Annotated in this window: 18 protein-coding genes; 5 read left to right on the top strand and 13 right to left on the bottom strand. The window is 66.4% G+C overall.

All coding sequences use genetic code 11. From position 1 onward, the window contains the following. Nucleotides 1-41: 41 nt before the first annotated feature. The 7 genes from ASE69_RS01575 to ASE69_RS01545 form a co-directional block, all read right to left on the bottom strand. On the bottom strand, nt 42-857 hold the full coding sequence (locus ASE69_RS01575) for a TrmH family RNA methyltransferase (protein ID WP_056481937.1): 816 nt from the start codon (nt 855-857) through the stop codon (nt 42-44). 72 nt (nt 858-929) lie between these two features. Beyond that, the gene (locus ASE69_RS01570) at nt 930-1,205 is read right to left on the bottom strand and encodes an HPr family phosphocarrier protein (RefSeq protein WP_056481934.1); all 276 of its coding nucleotides are present in this window, start codon (nt 1,203-1,205) and stop codon (nt 930-932) included. Then, nucleotides 1,202-1,609, bottom strand: a complete 408-nt coding sequence (locus tag ASE69_RS01565; RefSeq protein WP_056058662.1) for a PTS sugar transporter subunit IIA — start codon at nt 1,607-1,609, stop codon at nt 1,202-1,204. The genes ASE69_RS01570 and ASE69_RS01565 overlap by 4 nt, the downstream gene beginning before the upstream one ends. A 15-nt stretch (nt 1,610-1,624) precedes the next feature. Continuing rightward, on the bottom strand, nt 1,625-2,539 hold the full coding sequence (gene rapZ / locus ASE69_RS01560; protein WP_056481931.1) for an RNase adapter RapZ: 915 nt from the start codon (nt 2,537-2,539) through the stop codon (nt 1,625-1,627). Then, a complete protein-coding gene (locus tag ASE69_RS01555) occupies nt 2,536-2,967 on the bottom strand; it encodes an HPr kinase/phosphorylase (RefSeq protein WP_082452764.1) in 432 nt (143 codons plus the stop codon). Before ASE69_RS01555 ends, rapZ begins: the two co-directional genes overlap by 4 nt. Nucleotides 2,968-2,976: 9 nt before the next feature. After that, complete coding sequence (locus tag ASE69_RS01550; protein WP_056481928.1) at nt 2,977-4,560, bottom strand: sensor histidine kinase; 1,584 nt, start codon at nt 4,558-4,560, stop codon at nt 2,977-2,979. Continuing rightward, nucleotides 4,529-5,236 (bottom strand): response regulator transcription factor, encoded by a 708-nt coding sequence (locus ASE69_RS01545; RefSeq protein ID WP_056058673.1) that lies wholly within the window; start codon nt 5,234-5,236, stop codon nt 4,529-4,531. Before ASE69_RS01545 ends, ASE69_RS01550 begins: the two co-directional genes overlap by 32 nt. Before the next feature lie 180 nt (nt 5,237-5,416). On the opposite strand from ASE69_RS01545, the gene ASE69_RS01540 reads away from it, so the two are divergent. Beyond that, on the top strand, nt 5,417-7,027 hold the full coding sequence (locus ASE69_RS01540) for a phosphoenolpyruvate carboxykinase (protein WP_056481926.1): 1,611 nt from the start codon (nt 5,417-5,419) through the stop codon (nt 7,025-7,027). 128 nt (nt 7,028-7,155) lie between these two features. Here ASE69_RS01540 and ASE69_RS01535 read toward each other — a convergent pair whose 3' ends face one another. Both ASE69_RS01535 and ASE69_RS01530 read right to left on the bottom strand, forming a co-directional pair. Then, nucleotides 7,156-7,593, bottom strand: coding sequence for an NfeD family protein (locus tag ASE69_RS01535; protein WP_056481923.1), 438 nt, complete (start codon nt 7,591-7,593; stop codon nt 7,156-7,158). Next, nucleotides 7,593-8,564 (bottom strand): SPFH domain-containing protein, encoded by a 972-nt coding sequence (locus ASE69_RS01530; protein ID WP_056048835.1) that lies wholly within the window; start codon nt 8,562-8,564, stop codon nt 7,593-7,595. Before ASE69_RS01530 ends, ASE69_RS01535 begins: the two co-directional genes overlap by 1 nt. A gap of 119 nt (nt 8,565-8,683) precedes the next feature. Between ASE69_RS01530 and guaB the strand changes: the two genes are divergently transcribed. The 3 genes from guaB to ASE69_RS01515 all read left to right on the top strand — a co-directional run bounded on the left by guaB (nt 8,684) and on the right by ASE69_RS01515 (nt 12,381). Then, nucleotides 8,684-10,141, top strand: a complete 1,458-nt coding sequence (gene guaB / locus ASE69_RS01525) for an IMP dehydrogenase (RefSeq protein ID WP_056048837.1) — start codon at nt 8,684-8,686, stop codon at nt 10,139-10,141. A 495-nt stretch (nt 10,142-10,636) separates the two neighbouring features. Beyond that, nucleotides 10,637-11,824, top strand: a complete 1,188-nt coding sequence (locus tag ASE69_RS01520; protein WP_056481920.1) for an RsmB/NOP family class I SAM-dependent RNA methyltransferase — start codon at nt 10,637-10,639, stop codon at nt 11,822-11,824. Between the two features lie 56 nt (nt 11,825-11,880). Continuing rightward, a complete protein-coding gene (locus tag ASE69_RS01515) occupies nt 11,881-12,381 on the top strand; it encodes a tetratricopeptide repeat protein (RefSeq protein WP_200924088.1) in 501 nt (166 codons plus the stop codon). 118 nt (nt 12,382-12,499) lie between these two features. On the opposite strand, the gene rsmA is transcribed toward ASE69_RS01515, so the two are convergent. From rsmA to ASE69_RS01495, 4 genes are all read right to left on the bottom strand, one after another. Then, on the bottom strand, nt 12,500-13,315 hold the full coding sequence (gene rsmA / locus ASE69_RS01510; protein ID WP_056482966.1) for a 16S rRNA (adenine(1518)-N(6)/adenine(1519)-N(6))-dimethyltransferase RsmA: 816 nt from the start codon (nt 13,313-13,315) through the stop codon (nt 12,500-12,502). Between the two features lie 11 nt (nt 13,316-13,326). Continuing rightward, nucleotides 13,327-14,334: a 4-hydroxythreonine-4-phosphate dehydrogenase PdxA gene (pdxA, locus tag ASE69_RS01505; protein ID WP_082452804.1), complete on the bottom strand. Its 1,008-nt coding sequence runs from the start codon at nt 14,332-14,334 to the stop codon at nt 13,327-13,329. Nucleotides 14,335-14,341: 7 nt separating this feature from the next. Next, entirely contained in the window at nt 14,342-15,832 is a 1,491-nt protein-coding gene (locus ASE69_RS01500; RefSeq protein ID WP_414882794.1) for a peptidylprolyl isomerase, read from the bottom strand. A 79-nt stretch (nt 15,833-15,911) separates the two neighbouring features. After that, nucleotides 15,912-18,179, bottom strand: a complete 2,268-nt coding sequence (locus ASE69_RS01495) for an LPS-assembly protein LptD (protein WP_056482960.1) — start codon at nt 18,177-18,179, stop codon at nt 15,912-15,914. Between the two features lie 183 nt (nt 18,180-18,362). On the opposite strand from ASE69_RS01495, the gene ASE69_RS01490 reads away from it, so the two are divergent. Further along, entirely contained in the window at nt 18,363-19,838 is a 1,476-nt protein-coding gene (locus tag ASE69_RS01490; protein ID WP_056481914.1) for a leucyl aminopeptidase, read from the top strand. Nucleotides 19,839-19,952: the final 114 nt, after the last annotated feature.

The raw sequence follows: 19,952 nt of genomic DNA, 5'->3' as shown, positions 1-19,952 counted from the left end.
CCGGACTCGCTAAGCATCGCCAATCGGGCAAAATTAACGGTTCAGGCCAGGGGGGCGGGTTTTTCCTGCCGGGCCAGCACTTCGTAGGCCATCACGGCCGTCGCGACGGCGGCGTTGAGGCTGTCCGCCTTGCCGAGCATCGGGATCTTCACCAGCACGTCGCACGCCTCGGCCATCTCGGGCGGCATGCCCTGCGCTTCGTTACCCGTCAGCAGGAAGGTCGGGCCGGTGTAGGTCGCTGCCCTGTAGTCGGTGTCGGTGTCGAGGCTGAGCCCGACGAGCTGGCCGGGGCCGGTGCGCAGCCAGGCCTGGAACGGCTCCCACTCGGTCTTCACGACGGGGATCGTGAACAGCGCGCCCATGCTTGCGCGGACCGCCTCGACCGAGAACGGATCGACCGACTCGCCGATCAGGATCAGCCCGCCCGCGCCAACAGCGTCGCCGGTGCGCAGGATCGTGCCGAGATTGCCCGGATCGCGCAGCCGCTCCGCGACCAGCCAGATGCCCGACGAGTTGCGATCGAGGTCTTCGAGCGTCGCGTCGAACTCGTCGAATACGCCGACGACAGCCTGCGGGTTGTCCTTGCCCGACAGCTTCGAGAGAATGTCCGGCGTGGTCTGGATCGAATCGCCGCCTGCATCCTCAACGTCCATCGACAGCGCGTGGACGAGCGGATGGTTCGCGCTGGCCGCGGCGTAGAACAGCGTACGCGGCAGGCGACCGGTCTCGCGCGCTTCGGTGAGGATGCGCAGGCCCTCGGCGAGGAACTGCTTGGCCGCACGCCGATGCCGCTTGTCGCGCAGGTCGCGGACGTACTTGATCAGCGGGTTCGAAAAGGCGGTTATCTCGCGGGGCATTTAGGAATCTTCTGGTACCAAGAACAGCGGTTCGCCGTCGGAAGGCCGTGTAGCGGGAGGGGAGAAAGACGGTCAATCCTCGCCGAACTTCGCTTCGACCAGTTCGGCGAGCGCCGCGACCGTATGCTCCGCGCCATCGCCACTCGCGCTGATCGTGATCGCGTCGCCCATCGCCGCGCCCAGCATCATCAGCCCCATGATCGAGGTGCCGGTGACGTGATCCGACCCATCCTTGGTCACGCTGACCTCGACCGGATGCGAAGACGCGAGCGTCACGAACTTCGCACTCGCGCGCGCGTGGAGCCCACGACGGTTGGTGATCTGGACGGTGCGCGAGACCTCGCTCACGCCGCAGCCTCGCCGAGAACCTCGGAGGCTACCGAAATGTATTTGCGCCCGGCCTCACGCGCCGCAGCGACCGCCGCAACGACGGTCATCGACTTGCGCGCCGAGCCGAGCCGGATCAGCATCGGCAGGTTCATGCCCGCGATCACCTCGATCCGGCCGCGCTCCATCAAGGAGATAGCGAGATTGGAGGGCGTGCCACCGAATAGGTCGGTCAGCACGATCACGCCGCGACCGACATCGACCGCCTGGATGGCGGCGGCGATATCCGCGCGGCGCTCCTCCATGTCGTCGTCGGGACCGATCGCGATCGGCGCGACGCGCTCCTGCGGGCCGACGACGTGGATCATCGCGCGAACGAATTCCTCGGCCAGTCGACCGTGTGTTACCAGAACAAGGCCGATCATGTCAGCGTTTCATACTCATAAGACGACCGGTGATCCTTCGAGCGCATCTTGTGGAGCGGCCCCCAGGTCGCGGTGTGCGATACTGGGCGAAAATCCCGCGTCGCGCAACCGTCGCGCCACGCGGTCGGCGACGTGGACCGACCGGTGTCTCCCTCCGGTACACCCGAACGCGACGGTGACATACGACTTGCCTTCCGCCCTGTACCGCGGAAGCAACAGCATCAGCAGCTCCTCGATCCGACTTACGGCCGCCTCGTAGGCGGGGTCGTCCATGATGTAGGCGGAGACGTCGGCGTCGAGCCCGGTGCCGGGGCGCAACTCCGGGTCCCAGTGCGGATTGCGCAGGAAGCGCATGTCGAACACCAGGTCGGCGTTACGGGGCAGGCCGCGGGCGAAACCGAACGAGCGGATCGACAGCGTCGGCGCGCCGAGTTCCCCGCCCGCAAAGCTCGCGCGGATCTGTTGCGCGAGTTCGTTGGCGGCCATGTCGGTCGTATCGATCAGGCGGTTCGCCCAGTCGCGAAGTGGCGCGAGCAACTCGCGCTCGCGGCTGATCCCGTCGTTTGCGGGACGGTCCAGCGCGAGCGGGTGGCGACGACGGGTCTCGGAATAGCGACGTTCGAGTTCGGCGCCCGAGCAGTCGAGGAACAGCATTCCGATCTCGAGCCCATGACGGTCGCGGAGATCACGGATGCGGCCGACGATCCGTTCGGGGTCGAAGTCGCGCGTGCGGGCGCCGATGCCGATCGCCAGCGGCTGCGAGTCGTTGGTCGATCCTTCGGGAAGCGGTGCGTCGAGCAGGCGGTCGAGCAGCAACAGCGGAAGGTTGTCTACCACTTCCCAGCCGAGATCCTCCAGCGTCTTGAGGACGGTGGACTTCCCCGCCCCGGACATGCCGGTGACGAGCAGGATGTCCTTGGGACGCGTCATTCTATGGGCTCCGGATTGCGCAATGCGAGTTCGACCTTGATTGGGGCGGAGGCTTCGAAGGGATCGACCGCGAACTGGCGGACGTCGATCCCGGCAATGTTACATACGCGGCGTTCGGGCATCCGTTCGACCGCGCCATCGACGCGGACGAGGAGCCCGACGGGAACGTCCTCGACGTACGGCATGGCGACGATGCCGATCCCGCGGACTTCGATCCGTCCTGCGATCGTCATCGGTGCACGCGCGAGCAAGGTATCGCCGTCGCGCACGACGAGCGTCTGGTCGTCACTGACGAGGATCGCGCCACGATCGATCAGGCGCAACGCGAGGTCGGACTTGCCCGATCCCGATGCGCCTTCGATCATCACGGCCATGCCGTCGATCGCGACCGTGGTGGCGTGGAGCCTGTCGGAGGAGGGGACGACCACGAGGCGTCCTTACTCCGGCAATTCGGCGAGCGGTAGCCTTACGACGAAGCGCGCGCCATCGAGCCGGTCCTCGCGCGATTCGACGAAGATCGCCCCTTGGTGGCCGTCGACAATCGTGCGGGCGATCGCGAGGCCTAGCCCGGAATGCTGGCCGAACGTCTCGCTGTCGGGGCGGACCGAGTGGAAGCGCTTGAACACGTCCTCGCGCGCGTCCTCAGGAACGCCCGGACCCTCGTCCTCGACCCGGATGACGAGGTCTTCGCCCTCGCGGATTGCGGAGATCGCGATCAGGCCGGCGTCGGGAGAGAAGGACAGCGCGTTGTCGATCAGGTTCTCGAATACGCGTTCGAGCCGCGCGCCTTCGCCGAGTATGATCGTTCGATCGTCGGGGTTGCGATCGAACCGGAGGCGGATACCGCGCTCTACACCACGCGCATCGCGTTGCGCGACCAGCCCGTCTATCATCGCGGCGATATCGACCGGCTCGAACTTCGCACGGCTGAGCTGGGCATCGAGTCGCGAGGCTTCGGAGATATCCGAGAGTAGCCGGTCGAGCCGGTGGACGTCGTCGCGGACGATCGCAAGCAACTGCGCCTGAAGCGCCGGGTCTTTCACGCGCGACAATCCCTCCACCGCGGACCGAAGCGAGGCGAGCGGGTTCTTCATCTCGTGCGTGACGTCGGCGGCGAACGCCTCGGTCGCGTCGATGCGAGCGCGGAGTGCGAGACTCATGTCCGAAAGCGCGCGCGCGAGCATGCCGAGTTCGTCACGGCGCGAGGGGAGGCGCGGCACGACGACTTCACGTGCACGACCTAACCTGACTCGCACCGCCGCCCGGGCGAGACGACGAAGCGGGCGGACGATCGTGCGGGCGAGGAACAAAGACAGCAGGATCGAGACGATCGACACGCCTAGCAGCACCATGCTGAGCCGGAACCGCTCGATCCGCACCGTCTTCGTGATGTCCCGCGCATTGACCGTCGTCATCACGACCCCGCCGGCGCTGAGCGGCGCGGCGGCAGTCAGCACGGGCGTCCGGTCGGGCGCGCGCCAGACTGTTGTGGAGACGGCGCTGCGGCCGCGGACTGCCGTCACGTCGGGCCATTGTTGCGGACCGCTGCGCTCGCGGTACAGCGGCGGGCGGGGAGCCATCACGATCACGTCGATCGATGCGTCGAGAAAGCGGGCGATCGTCTGGTCCCAGTCTTCCTTGTCCGGATCCATCAGCACGAAGTTGCGCAAGCCAAGCGCGCGGCTGTCGGCGACCGTCCGCCCTGCCGCATCGAACAGTCGAATCCGCGACCCCGTATCGCGTGCAAGCCGCAACACCAGCGGATCGCGCAACGCCGGATCGACCGCGGCGATTGCCTCGCCGATCAGCCGCGCTTCGCGCGCCGTCTGCGCAACCCGGTTGTCGACCACCCGGCTGCGATACGAGTCGAGATAGAAGAACCCGCCCGCGAGCAGCAACAGCGCGAAGATGTTGACGGCCAGGATGCGCCGGGTGAGCGAGATCTGTCCCGACCAGCGCAGCGTGAGATCGCGCCCGTCGACCCCCAGCTCATTCCTCAGAAAATCGATACCCGGCACCATATAATGTCTCGATAGCGTCGAACGCGGGATCGACCTGCCTGAATTTGCGGCGGAGTCGTTTTATGTGGCTGTCGATGGTCCGGTCGTCGACATAGATGTCGTCCTGGTACGCCGCATCCATCAGCTGGTTGCGCGTCTTGACGATGCCAGGGCGCTGGGCGAGCGTTTCGAGGATCATGAACTCGGTAACGGTCAGTGTAACAGGCTCGCCGCCCCACAAAGTCCGGTGCCGTGCCGGGTCCATGCTCAGACGACCGCGATCGAGCGGCCCGGCAGCCTCAGCCTCGGTCTCCGTCCCCGGCGATTGCGTCAGCTCGGTACGCCGCAGGATCGCGCGGATGCGGGCGATCAGCAGTCGCTGCGAGAACGGCTTGGCGATGTAATCGTCCGCGCCCATCGCGAGCCCGAGCGCCTCGTCGAGCTCGTCGTCCTTGCTGGTCAGGAAGATCACGGGGATCTGGCTCTTCTCGCGCAGTCGACGGAGCAGTTCGAGCCCATCCATCCGCGGCATCTTGATGTCGAATACCGCGAGGTCCGGAGGGTTGTCGGTCAGCGCCTTCAGCGCGGTCTCGCCGTCCGAATAGACGCGCGTGACGAAGCCCTCGGTCTGCAGCGCGATCGACACGGAGGTCAGGATGTTGCGGTCGTCGTCGACCAGCGCGATCGTTGCCGTCATGTTGGGTTGGTTAGCCTCGGTCGTTGGCGTGTCGGCGTAGGGCAAACCGCCGCCGCACTCAACTAGAGCCGTATCGGGCCGGCGCTGCAGATTAGTGGATTTGACCGGCGGAAAACTGCCCCGTACAGCCGGCCGCAACGACATACATACGTATGCGATAAAACTTAGGAGAGAGAGCCCGTGTCGAGCGAGCGTATTCCGGCCGTCGGCCTATCCGCGCAGGGGATCGAAACCCGCGCCAATCTGCATTGGAACCTGGTCACTGCGCAGCTCGTCGAGGCGGCGTTGGAGCGGAACGAGGGGACGCTGTCCGCGGACGGCCCGCTGGTGGTCGAGACCGGCGCGCATACCGGCCGATCGGCGCAGGACAAGTTCATCGTCCGCGATGCCGAGACCGACGCGACCGTGTGGTGGGGCAAGAGCAACAAGGCGATGGAGCCCGCGCATTTTGCCGCGCTGAAGGAAGATTTCTTCGCCGCGCTCGCCGCCAAGGATGAGCTGTTCGTCCAGGATCTGTACGGTGGGTCGCAGCCCGACCACCGCGTGAACGTCCGCGTCGTCACCGAACTCGCGTGGCATAACCTCTTCATCCGGACGATGTTGGTACGACCCGAGCAGGCGGCGTTGAAGGATTTTGTCGCCGACTATACGATCGTCGACCTGCCGAGCTTCCGTGCCGATCCCGCGCGTCATGGCTGCCGCAGCGAGACGGTGATCGCGGTGAACTTCACGGACAAGCTGATCCTGATCGGCGGCACGAAGTATGCCGGCGAGATGAAGAAGTCGGTGTTCGGCCTGCTCAACTACCTGCTGCCACCGACCGGGGTGATGCCGATGCACTGCTCGGCGAACATGGGCGCGAACGGCGACACCGCGGTGTTCTTCGGCTTGTCGGGTACCGGCAAGACGACGCTGTCGGCCGATGCCAGCCGCACGCTGATCGGCGACGACGAGCATGGCTGGTCGGACACGGCCGTCTTCAATTTCGAGGGCGGATGCTACGCCAAGATGATTCGCCTCTCGGCCGATGCCGAGCCGGAGATCTTCGCGACGACGAAGCGCTTTGGCACGGTGCTGGAGAACGTCGTGATGGACCCGGCGACGCGACTGCTCGATCTCGACGATCACACGCTCGCCGAGAATAGCCGCGGCGCGTACCCGATCGACTTCATCCCGAATGCGTCGGCCGAGAACATGGGCCCAGTGCCGCGCAACATCGTGATGCTGACTGCGGACGCGTACGGCGTGCTGCCGCCGATCGCGAAGCTTACGCCCGACCAGGCGATGTACCATTTCCTCTCGGGCTATACCGCGCGCGTCGCCGGGACCGAGATCGGCGTCACCGAGCCCGACGCGACCTTCTCGACCTGCTTCGGCGCACCGTTCATGCCGCGGCATCCGTCGGTGTACGGCAATCTGCTCAAGGAGCGGATCGCGAAGGGCGGCGTCGACTGCTGGCTGGTCAACACCGGCTGGACCGGGGGCAAATACGGCGTCGGCAACCGCATGCCGATCAAGGCCACGCGGGCATTGTTGAACGCGGCGCTGGACGGCAGCCTTAACGATGCCGAGTTCCGTACGGACCCGAACTTCGGGTTCCAGGTGCCAGTGAGCGTGCCAGGCGTCGACAGCGCGATCCTCGATCCCCGCACGACCTGGGCGGATAAGGACGCCTACGACTCCACCGCGGCGAAACTGGTCGACCTGTTCGTCGAGAACTTCGCGCAGTTCGCGGAGCATGTCGACGAGGGTGTCCGGCAAGCGGCGCCAAAGGTGAGAGAGACGGCCTAAACTCCTCTCCCCTCGGGGAGAGGAAGGGGCCCGCACGACGAAGTCGGGTGGGAAGGTGAGGGCACGTGATACGGCGTGCCCTCACCCTCGCCGCTATGCGGCTTCCCTCTCCCCTGAAGGGAGAGGGTTTAGAGAGACTCCACCACCACCTCGCCATCGACAACCGCAGCAACGCGAACCCGCACTCCAACCGCGGCATCTTCACCCCGAGCCGGCCAACTTCCGTCGCCCACCAGCACTCGACCACGCCCGCCAACCAGCGCAGTCTCCACCACCACAACCTGACCCACCAGCCGAGCAGACCGATCATTCAACATCGGATCCCCGCCCTCGACCGGATAATCCCGATACCAGCGCTTACCAATCAGCACCGTCACCGCGCTCCACACCGCAAATGCGGCCAACTGCGCCGCCACCGGCAGATCCGGCAACACGTACACCGCTACCCCTGTCACCGCCGCAGCGATGGCGAGGAACACCAGGAACACCCCCGGCCCCGCCAGCTCGGTGATCCCCAGCACCAGCGCCGCGATCAGCCACGCGCCGGCCGCCCCGATTGCGTCCATCAGCTTTTCGGCAACTCGAACGGACCCTTCCGCGGTTCAGGCTTGGCCGGCGGCGACGCGACCGCATCGCGCAACGCATCCTTAGCCAGCTCGCCAATCCCCCCAAGCGTCCCCATCAACTGCGTAGCCTCCACCGGGAACAGGATCGTCTTCGCATTGGGCGAGGTCGCGAACTTGCCGATCGCCTCGACATATTTCTGCGCGATGAAGTAATTGATCGCCTGCGCGCCACCCTCCTCGATCGCCTGAGACACCGCGCGCGTCGCCGAAGCCTCCGCCACAGCCGCCCTTTCGCGCGCCTCGGCATCGCGGAAGGCCGATTCCTTGCGCCCCTCAGACTCGAGGATGCGCGCCTGCTTCTGCCCCTCGGCGCGCAAAATCTCGGACGCCCGCGAACCTTCCGCATCGAGAATGTTAGCCCGCTTCTCGCGCTCCGCCTTCATCTGCCGCCCCATCGCATTCACGATGTCGGCCGGCGGACGGATGTCCTTGATCTCGACCCGCGTGATCTTCACCCCCCACGGCGTCGTCGCATGATCGACCACGTTGAGCAGCCGCGCATTGATCTCGTCGCGCTTCGACAGCGTTTCGTCGAGGTCCATCGACCCCATCACCGTACGCAGATTGGTCGTCGTGAGCTGCAACAGCGCCTGGTACAGGTCCGACACCTCGTACGCCGCCTTCGCCGAGTCGAGCACCTGGAAGAACACGACCCCGTCGGTCGAGATCATCGCATTGTCCTTGGTGATGATCTCCTGGCCGGGTATGTCGATCACCTGCTCCATCATGTTCACCTTCCGCCCGACGCGGTAGAAGAACGCGGGATAGAAATTGAAGCCGGGCCGCGCGACCGTGGTGAAGCGGCCGAAATGCTCGATCGTGTATTGATAGCCCTGGTGGACGATCTTGATGCTGGTGAAGAGGTACAGCAGCACCAGCGCCAGCAGGAGCGCGGCAACGATCAGGCCCATCGAACAATCCCCATCCGTGTATCGCACCGCTATAGCACGTGCGCGAAGGACAGGCCTAGCCGTACGCCGCGCCTTTGGTTACATGGCGCGCCACCTCACACCCAGGAACGGCAGCTCTCATGGATATCCGCCTCGGCCTCACTTTCGACGACGTCCTCCTGTATCCGGGGGAATCGGACGTGCTGCCAAGCCAGGCCGATACCCGGACTCAGCTGACGCGCGGCATCGCGCTCAACATCCCGATCCTGTCCTCGGCGATGGACACCGTCACCGAGGCCGACATGGCCATCGTCATGGCGCAGCTCGGCGGCATCGGCGTGCTCCACCGCAACCTGACGGTCGAGGAGCAGGTCATCGCGGTCCGCCAGGTCAAGCGGTTCGAGTCGGGCATGGTGGTCAACCCGATCACGATCAAGCCGACCGCCACGCTCGGCGAGGCGCAAGCGCTCATGTCGGGCCACCGGATCAGCGGGATCCCGGTGGTCGAGGCGGACGGCAAGCTCGTCGGCATCCTAACCAACCGCGACGTGCGGTTCGCGGGCGATCCGAAACAACCCGTCAGCGAGCTTATGACGCACGAGAACCTCGCCACCGTCTCGACCGAAGTCGGCAAGGAAGAGGCACGTCGCCTGCTCCACGCCCGCCGCATCGAGAAACTGCTGGTGGTCGATGCGCAGTATCGCTGCGTCGGCCTGATCACCGTCAAGGACATCGAGAAGGCGGTGATGTTCCCGGATGCGACCAAGGACGAGGCGGGCCGCCTGCGCGTGGCCGCGGCGACGACGGTCGGTGACAAGGGCTTCGACCGGACCGAGCAGCTGGTCGACGCCGGCTGCGACCTGATCGTGATCGACACCGCGCACGGCCACAACCGCGACGTCGGTCGCGCGGTGGAGCGCGTGAAGAAGCTGTCGAACTCGGTGCAGGTGGTGGCAGGCAACGTCGCAACCGGCGAAGCGACGCGCGCGCTGATCGGTGCGGGCGCGGATGGCATCAAGGTCGGCATCGGCCCCGGCTCGATCTGCACCACCCGCGTCGTCGCTGGCGTCGGTGTGCCGCAGTTGACCGCCGTGATGGATTGCGCCGAGGCGGGCCATAAGGCTGGCGTCCCCGTGATCGCCGATGGCGGCATTCGTACCTCGGGCGACATGGCGAAAGCGCTCGCGGCGGGCGCGTCGACCGTAATGATCGGCTCGCTGCTGGCCGGCACCGACGAGGCGCCGGGCGAGACGTTCCTGTACCAGGGTCGCGCCTACAAATCGTACCGCGGCATGGGCTCGGTCGGCGCGATGGGCCGCGGCTCGGCGGACCGCTATTTCCAGGGCGACATCAAGGACCAGTTGAAGCTCGTTCCCGAAGGCATCGAGGGGCAGGTCGCGTACAAGGGCCCGGCGAGGGATGTCGTTCACCAGCTGGTCGGCGGCATCAAGGCGGCGATGGGGTATACGGGCTCGGCGACGATCCCGGATCTCCAGGCGCGGGCGGAGTTCGTGCAGATTACGGGTGCAGGCTTGATGGAGAGCCATGTCCACGACGTGACGATTACGCGGGAAGCGCCGAACTACCCGACGCGGTAAAGGCCGAAACTTCCCCCCTCCCTGAAAGGGAGGGGCCGGGGGTGGGTCGGTTTCCGCAAGCTCCTCGGTCGGTGGCTAAAGTGGACCAACCCACCCCCAACCCCTCCCTTTCAGGGAGGGGAGATCGTCGTTCCCGTCGCTACGTGGCGCCATAATCGCCGTCGTGGCCAGAGCCCACGACTATTCGCGGGGATCTCCGCTATCCGCGCTCGCTCCTCTTATCCAACGCTCTCATTTCATTTTTCGTCATCCCGGCGAACGCCGGGACCCATGGTTGCGGTTTGGGTGGTGGTTGCACGCTATCGCCGGGTACGCCGTGTCCATGGGTCCCGGCGTCCGCCGGGATGACGGAGGGAGAGGGTGCTAACCACCCGACTCGCCCCAAACCCCGAAATTATTCCCCTCCCGCGCGCGGGAGGGGCTAGGGGAGGGGATGATGACGAACACTCCTTACCAAGCTTCCCCCCGAACCCAAGCCAAGTCGGGAGCCAACAAGTGACTCCCCCCGCACGCACGCAAGCCGCGATCGAGCTCCTCGACCAGATCATCGCCGCCGCCCGCGAGTCCGGCGCCGCCGCCGACACGCTGATCGCCCGCTACTTCGCAACCCGCCGTTACGCCGGCTCCAAGGACCGCCGCGCGGTCCGCGAACTCGTCTACGCCGCGATCCGCAAAGCCGGCGACCGCCCCGAAAACGGCCGCACCGCCATGCTGCTAGTCGCCGACGCCGATCCGGAAGTCGCCGCAACCTTCGACGGCTCCACCCACGCGCCCGCCCCGATCGCTAAGGATGAACCCCGCGCCCGCGCCGGCGTCGCCCCGCAGTGGCTCAGCAAGGCCCTCCGCGCCTCCGGCCTAGACGGCGCCGCACTCACCGACCTAGCCGGTCGCGCCACGCTCGATCTGCGCGTCAACACGTTGATCTCCGACCGCGCGACCGTCCTCGCCGCGCTCCCCGAAGCAGAAGCCACCCCCCACGCCCCAGACGGCATCCGCCTCCCCACAGGCACCAACGTCGAAGCGCTACCGCTCTTCAACGAAGGCGCGCTCGAAGTGCAGGACGAAGGCAGCCAGCTCGTCGGCCTCGCGATGCAGGCGGAGCCCGGCGAGCGGATCGTCGATCTCTGCGCAGGTGCCGGCGGCAAGACGCTCGCGTTGGCCGCAACGATGAAGAACGAAGGCGTGATCCTCGCCTGCGACACCGACCGCAACCGCCTCTCTCGCCTCGCGCCGAGAGCTACACGAGCGGGAGCGACGATCGTCGAAAGCCGCCTGCTCAACCCGACGCGCGAGATCGAGGCGCTCAGCGAATGGGCCGGTCGCGCCGACGGCGTGCTGGTCGACGCTCCCTGCTCGGGCACCGGCACCTGGCGGCGCAACCCCGAAGCGCGCTGGCGGCTTACCCCCGACCGCGTCTCGCGGCTGCAATCGACGCAGCAGCAGGTGCTTTCCGTCGCCGCCACGCTGGTCAAGCCCGGCGGCGCGCTTGTCTACATCGTCTGCTCCCTTCTCGACGCCGAGGGGACGGAACAGGTCACTTGGTTCCTGAACGCACACCCCGGCTGGACCACGGAAGCCCTGTCGCTTCCCGCCGGCGCGAAGCACGGCCACGGCGTTCGCCTCGAACCGGGCCGCGACGGCACCGACGGCTTTTTTGTCGCGCGCCTCCGGGCTGCGTGCTAGCCAGCCGATCTATGGCTCAACTCACGGCCAAACCTGTATCCCGCCTGGAGACGATGATGCGTTTTTCGTCCGTTGCCCTTGCCGCCGCGCTGACCGTCGTATGCGTGTCGACGTCGCTCAGCGGGCAGCGCCCCGACGCCCAAATCGACGCGCGCTCGATGCAGTTGTTGGCGCAGGGTCGTTCGCTGGTCGCCGCTGGCAATCTAGACGGTGCCACGGATGTGCTCGAAACGTCGGTCGCAGTCGATCCGCGCAACCGAGCCGCGTTCCTGCTGCTCGCCCGCGTCGCGGAAACGCGTGACCTGCCAGGCAAGGCGATCCGCCTGTACCGCGAGGCCTTGCTGCTAGAGCCGAACGACGTCGTGGCGCTCAAGGGGCAGGGCGAGGCGCTAGTCGCCAAGGGCGCCGTGGTCCGCGCGAAGGACAACCTCGTGAAGATCCGCACGCTCTGCAAGGGTGTCTGCCCCGAAGCGACGCAACTCGCGGCGGTGATCGCCAAGGGCCCGCCGATCGCGACCGCACAGGTCGAGAAGACCCCGGTCGCCGCCAAGGACTAAAGCGCTCCCCTCCCTGAAAGGGAGGGGCAGGGGGTGGGTAGGCCCGCTCGTGTCGCCGACGTCACCTCATACGGAAGCCGACCCACCCCCGGCCCCTCCCTTCCAGGGAGGGGGAAGATCAGCCGACCGCCTTCGCCAGCGCCGTGAAGTCGGCAACCGACAGCGTCTCCGCCCGGCGCGTAGCCTCCACCCCGATCCGCTCCAGCGCATCGAGCGCGCCCGGCACACCCTTCAAACTCTGCCGCAACATCTTCCGCCGCTGCCCAAAGGCCGCGCCCGTCAGCCGCTCCAACACCGCAAAATTCACACCTTCCGGTGCCTCCACCGGCGTCAAATGCACCACCGCGGACATAACCTTCGGCGGCGGTGTGAACGCCGACCGATGAACCGGCATCGCGATCCGCGCAGTCGAGCGCCACTGCGCCAGTACCGCCAGCCGCCCGTAATGGTCGTCGTTGGTCTTCGCGACGATCCGCTCGGCGACTTCCTTCTGGAACATCAGCGTGCAAGACTGCCACCACGGCAGCCACGACGTCGACAGCCACCCGACCAGCAACGCCGTGCCGATGTTGTACGGCAGGTTCGACACGATATGCGGCTTGCCCTCGAACAACGCCGGCGCGTCTACTTCCATCGCGTCGCCCTCGATGACCCGCAGCCGCCCCGGATACGCCTCGCCAAGCTCCGCCAGCGCAGGAATGCACCGCCGGTCACGCTCGATCGCCGTCACCCGCGCTCCCGCCGCGAGCAATGCGCGCGTCAGGCCTCCAGGACCGGGGCCAACTTCGAGCACCTCGGCATCCCGAAGGTCGCCCGGCACCGCCGCGATCCGCTTCAACAACTGCCCGTTGAACAGAAAATTCTGCCCAAGCGCCTTGCTCGCGTTCAGTCCATATCGCGCGATCACCTCGCGTAGCGGAGGAAGCTCCGTCAATGCAGCCTCGCTCACCACTGGGCAGCGGTCTGCGCGCGCCGGTCCGCCGCTTCACCCGCCATCGCGATCGCCGCGATCATCGCACCGGGCTCGGCCAGATTCTTGCCCGCGATCGCGAACGCCGTGCCATGATCGGGCGAGGTCCGCACGATCGGCAGGCCCAGCGTCATGTTCACGCCCTCGTCGAAATGGATCGTCTTGAGCGGCACCAGCGCTTGATCATGATAGCAGCACATCACGACATCATAGGTCGCCCGCGCCCGCGGATGGAACATCGTGTCCGCGGCAAACGGCCCGGTCGCATCGATGCCTTCTTCGCGAAGGATCGCAATCGCCGGCGCGATGATCTCGATCTCCTCGCGCCCGAGCGCACCCTGTTCACCCGCATGCGGATTAAAGCCGGCAAAGGCCAGCCGCGGGTTCTCGATCCCGAAGTTTCGCAGTAATCCCCGAGCAGTCGCGCGCGCCTTGGCGACGATCAGTTCGACCGTCAGCAAAGCCGAAACGTCCTTCAACGGCACGTGGGTCGTGATCGGCACCACCTTCAGCGACGGTCCCGCCAGCATCATCACAGCATTATCGCCCGCAACCCCGTAGCGCTCGGCGACGAACTCGGTCTGCCCCGGATGCGTGAAGCCGATGGCGTACAGCTGCGACTTCGACACGGGTCCGGTGACCAGCGCCCGCGCGGCACCGGTGCGAACGAGACCCACCGCCAACTCCAGCGAATGCAGCGCACACCGCGCGCCGTCCGCATCAGGCTCACCCGGCACGATCGCGCCCGCGTCGCCTACGGTCAGGACGGGCAACGCCTCGCTAAAAACGGCTGCTGCCGCGCCCATATCCGCAATCCTCGCGATCGGCCCGGCCCAGACCCGCTCGATCGCCCGCGCATCGCCCACCGCGACGAACGGCGGAAGGCCATGAGTCTCGCGCGCATCCCACGCCTTGGCGATGATCTCGGGCCCGATCCCGGCAGGATCGCCCATCGACACCGCCAGCGGCGGGGTGCGGCTCACGATCCGATCACCGATATTCGACCACGGCGTCACGCCGCAGATCGCGCAGCTTCTGTTGGGCGCGCAAATTGACGCGCTGCTGTTCGAGCTGCCCCTGGATCTGCTCGGAGTTCGGCACCGAACCGCCAGCCGCCTCGTCGCGACCGCAGAGCACCAGCGCGCGAACGCCCTGTTCGGCCGACCCGAACGGCGGGCTCGACTCGCCGACCTGGAGCTTCAGCATCACTTCCTGAAGCTGCGGCGGCAAATCGCGGATCCGCACCGTGTCGTTGTCGACCACGTCAGCACCGATCCCGGCCGCGACCTTCTCGACGGTACCACAGCCACGCAATTCCTGCGTGGCCTTGGCAAACGCCTGCGCACGCGCAGAAGCCTGTGCCTGGTTGGTGTTCGGCGGGAAACGCAACGTCAGCTGCTTCAGGCTGAGTTTCGCATCACGCGGATCGGCCGTCAGCACCTGCCGTTTGTCGGTCAGGTACAGGATCGAATAGCCGCCGGAGACCTCGATAGGTCCAGCCACCTGGCCGACCTGCATCGTCGTAGCCGCCTCAGCCAACTGCCCCGGCAAAGTCGCCGCTCGGATCCAGCCAAGATCGCCACCGACCGCGCGCGTCGACGCCTCGGAGAACTGCCGCGCGTAATATTCGAACGGCTGCGCGCCCTTCTGGATCTCCTGCAGGATCTGCTTGGCGTTCGCATAGACCTGCTGGCTGTTCGCCGGGGTCGCCGCGAGATAGATTTCCTTGAGGTTGAACTCGTCGGTGCCCTTGGCCGCCTGGAGACGATCGATGATCGACTTCACCTCTTCGTCGCCGACGTTGACGAACGGCTCGACGCGGCGACGCAGATAACGCTGCCAGGCGAGCTCACCCTCGATCTGGCGCTTCAGCGACCGCTCGGACGATCCCGATTCGCGCAGATAGGCGCGCATCGCGACCGGCGTACGATTGAAGCGCTTCGATACGCCGTCATAGCTCTGCGTCAGCTCGGCAGGGGTAATCGTGATGTCGGCGGTCTTCGCTTCCTGGATCTGGAGCGTCTCGTCGATCAACTGGCGCAGGACCTGCAGCTTCAGCCGCTCGCGATCTTCGGGCGATAGCTTCGCCTCGTTCGCCATTGCCACTAGGGCGACGCGCTGGTCGACGTCGGTACCGGTAATGACGGTATCGTTGACGATCGCGGTCGGCTTGCGGACGTTGGGATCGACCTTGCCGAAGATCTGGAGGTTGGTCGGGATGTCGAGACCGGTATTGTCCGGCACGCTCTGGTCCTGGACGGTCTGCCCCGGAGCCGAGGGCGCCGGCTGGGCCTGGGCCGGCTGGGCCTGAGCCGGCTGGGTCGGCGCAGGTCGCGCGCCGCGTTTGCCCTGCACGGCCTTGGGAGGCACCGCCTGAGCGATCGCGCCCGCCGCCAGCGCAGCCAGAACCACAGAACCGATCACACGGCCGCCACGCGCCGCCAGTCGAACATCATGCTTCAAGTGTCGGTATCCCATCATCGCACGCCGTAATCCGCACCGTCATTGCCATGGCGGCGCATATCCGGCGACGTTTGCCTCAAACTAGCTGAACGCGGGCTTAGCGGCCGAGGTTGGTGAAGGCCAGCGTCAACAGGAAGCTGTTGCCCTTCCGCGCGTCGCCGGTGTCGTTGTACGTCCGCCGCCACGTTCCGCCGAGACGCAGGCAGTCGTCCTCATACTGGACGCCCAGCCGGTGGCGGATCGGCGTGAAGCCATCGCTGCGGGACAGAGGATCTTCCGACGCGTTGGTCAGATCGACCACGCCCGAACCGAACGCTGACCAGAACCGCGCAAACTGCACCCGGCCGGCAACGCGGACTTCCTCGCGGTCGCGCAGATCCTCGATCGAGGCATCGATGTTGCGGTTGAGCTTGAGATACCCGACCAGCACATAGGTCGCGCGCGAGCCGATCGTGGCGTCGAGCTCGTTGCGGCGGATCGCGAAGCCATCCTTGTCGAGCCGGTAGCGGTGGACGATCGAGACGAAGTCACGGAATCGAAGCTCGCTGCGCCCGACGATGTCGGAGAACCGGTCGCTGAGGCCGGTACCGTCCGGCAGGATCGTCGGCCGCTTGTCGACACGATAGCTCTGGCCGACATTGGTCGTGAACGCGATCCCCGGCAGGTCGAGTGCCCATTCGCCACCATAGGTGACGCGCGACGAATCCTCGAACCGATCATAGCCGGCGAACCGGTTGAGCGAGAACAGGTTGGTGTCGTCCAGGTCGACGGCGCGCGAATCCTCGTTCGGCAACGAAAGATTGGCGACCTTCGGTGCTGCGACGAACTGCACCTGCGGCGTAAAGCGCTGCGTACCCCCTAGGAACGTGCCGATGAACGGCCATTTCACGTCCACTGCGGCCGCACCGATGGCACGCTGGCGGAAGCCGCCGAACCCGCGATAGGTCGGGTTGATCGTCGCATCGATCTCGTTGCTGTTGTACAGGTCGCCCCGCGCGAACGCGGTGAAGGTGACTTCCTGGCCCCAGTTCGTGAAGCGGCGCAAATCCCATTGCAGGCTCGCGAACGCGCGCTGCGTGTCCTGCCCATCGGTGCGAGTCAGCGCGACCGTGTTCAGCTGGAGCTGGAACCGGCCACCGACGAGGCCATCGTTGAATCGCTTGCGATAATCGATCTCGGGCAGCGCGATCGGCTGCTGCCCCTGGCTGTCCGCGACGCGCAGCGTCTGTGCGTACCAGCCGCTCAGCGAGAAATAGCTGCTGTCGTCGATCCGCTCCAGGCTCGCGGTGGTGCGCAACCGGTCGTCGCGCGAAATGTCGTAGCGGCGCAGGAACGTGCGGTCGGTCGTCAGGCGGAGCGACCCGCTCGCGGTCCAGTTCGGCGTTAGCTGATAGCGCGCCATCCCGTCGATATAGCCGCGGAACGCCATGCTGGTGTCGGTCGGGGTGGCGGTCGTCAGGTCGTCGCTGCGCCGGCTTTCGGTCGCGTAGGCACGTACCTTGAACGCGCCCTTCGAATTGAGCGCGGAATAATCGACCTGCGCCATCGGCAGCACGCTGCTGTAGATGTGCGGCGTGATGACCAGCCCCTGGTTCGGGGCGAGCTTCCAGTAATAGGGGACGCTGACTTCGACGCCGTTGACGCGGCTATACCCGCCATTCGGCGACAGCAGGCCACTGTCGCTGCCGCCACCGACCGGGTTCGAGAACTCGGGTAGCGGCAGACTCGGCAAGCCGAACAAGTGCAGCCGCGCGCCCTTGTAGAAGATGCGCTTGCGCTCGGGGCGATAGGTGACGCGGACCGCGGTGATCTTCCACGTCGGTTCCTTGGGGCACCCGGCGGTGTTGGTGACGCTGCAGGGCGTGTAGGCGGCGGTCTTCAAATTGACCGTGCCGTCGGCGTCGCGCGTGCCCTGCTTCGCCGCAAGCCGTCCGCCCTGTTCGAGCACGACGAGCATGTTGTCGACCACGCCGTCCTTCAGCGAATCGGTCAGGTTGATCTCGTCCCCGTACGCGATGTCGCCTTCGGGATTCGTGACCGCGATGTTGCCGGTCGCGACGACCTTGCCAGTCTTGCGGTTCCAGACGACCTTGTCGGCGCGCAGGCGGCTGCCTTGCCTGAACATGCGGACTTCGCCCGTCGCGGTGACGATATCGGTGTTGGTGTTGTATTCCAGCGCGGTGGAGCTGAACTGCACCTGGTCTTCGGCCGGCGTTGCGGTCGACGCGTTGGCGACGGGCGGGTCCTGCACCGGAGGCGCGACCGGGCGGTTCTGGAAGTCCTGGGCCTGGGCAGGAGCAGCCGCTAGTCCGGTCGCCAACGCGAGCGAAAGGGCGCAACCCGTCAAAAGGTCGATACGCAACACGATCCGAACCAACCCCTTTGGCACTGGGCAGCCGTTTGCCGCCATAGCGCCCGCCTATCGCATCACCGGCGCTTCGCTGCAATCGCCGTGAGATGACAGGCCGCCACCTTGCTTTGCCAAGCCCGCGGCATCAACTTAGGGCCAAGCCCATCCTATCGTTCAAAAGCTCCCCGAGGTTTCTTCATGCAGATCGTCTTCGCCCCGACCGTTCCCGCCAACGCCCCGATCCTCGCCGTCCCCGTTGCAAAGGACGGCTTAGCGAAGATCACGTGGAGCGCGATCGGCGGTGATGGCGAGGCGGTGGCGACCAGCGCAGCGACTGCGACACGCTTTGCGGGCGAAGCAGGTTCGGTCGTCGAGCTGTTCGTGCCCGTCGACGGTGCGGTTCGCCAAGTGCTGCTCGTCGGAGTGGGCGCGGGCGAGACTGCCGATTGGGAGAAGGCCGGCGGTGCGATCACCGCACGCCTGCTGACTTCCGGCGCAACCTCGGTCGTCGCCGACCTCTCGGCTGGTACTACGCCGACCGCCAAGGCCGCCGCACACTTCGCCGCTGCCGCCGCCCAGCGCGCATGGCGCTACGACACGTACCGCACCAAGCTCGCCGAGAAATCGAAGCCGACGCTGACCGAGATCACCATCGCCGGCGCGCCCGACGGCACCGATGCGGCTTGGGCCGAAGCGTCCGCCGTCACCGGCGGTCTCGACCTGACGCGCTGGCTGGTCACCTCGCCGCCGAACGTCGTCTATCCCGAGAGCTTCGTAGAGAAGGTGACGAAGGACGTCGAGGGTCTCGGGCTCGAGATCACCGTGCTCGACGAGGCGCAGATGACCGAGCTTGGCATGGGCTCGCTGCTCGGCGTCAGCCAGGGTTCACGCCGTGAAGCACGCATTCTCGCGCTCAAGTGGAACGGGGCAGGGGCTGATGCGCCGACGCTCGCGTTCGTCGGCAAGGGCGTGACGTTCGATTCGGGCGGCATCTCGATCAAGCCCGGCGCGGGCATGGAAGACATGAAGTGGGACATGGGCGGCGCAGGCGCCGTCGCCGGCGCGATGAAGGCGCTGGCCAGCCGCAAGGCGAAGGCAAACGTCGTCGGCGTGATGGGCCTGGTCGAGAACATGCCCGACGGCGCCGCGCTGCGTCCGAGCGACGTCATCACCTCGATGTCGGGCCAGACCATCGAAGTGCTCAACACCGACGCCGAGGGTCGCCTCGTGCTCTGCGATTGCGTCACCTGGGTACAGCAGGCGCACAAGCCGACCACGATCGTCGATCTCGCCACGCTCACGGGTGCGATGATCGTCGCGCTCGGCACCGAGAATGGCGGCATCTTCGCCAACGACGACGCGCTCGCCGACCAGCTGATCGCGGCCGGCAAGACGACCGGCGACACGCTGTGGCGCTTCCCGCTGTCGCCCGCCTACGACAAGCTGATCGACACGCCGATCGCCGACATGAAGAACGTCGGCCCGCGCGGCGCCGGCTCGATCACCGCCGCGCAGTTCATCAAGCGCTTCGTCGACGAGGGCGTGAAGTGGGCGCATCTCGACATCGCCGGCATGGTCTGGTCGGACAAGCCGGGCACCAACCACGACAAGGGCGCAACCGGCTACGGCGTCCGCCTGCTCGACCAGTTCGTAGCGGACAACTTCGAGGTCTGAGGCCATGAATTCCCCTCCCGCTTGCGGGAGGGGTTAGGGGAGGGGCCAACCGCGAGCGGCGTCGAGCGAGGCAAAGCCCTCCCCCGACCCCTCCCGCAAGCGGAAGGGGAGTAA

The organism is Sphingomonas sp. Leaf208 (genome assembly GCF_001421415.1).
GTDB lineage: Bacteria > Pseudomonadota > Alphaproteobacteria > Sphingomonadales > Sphingomonadaceae > Sphingomonas.
Note: the sequence above shows the minus strand (reverse complement) of the source record. Positions and strands in the feature narration are given on the sequence as shown.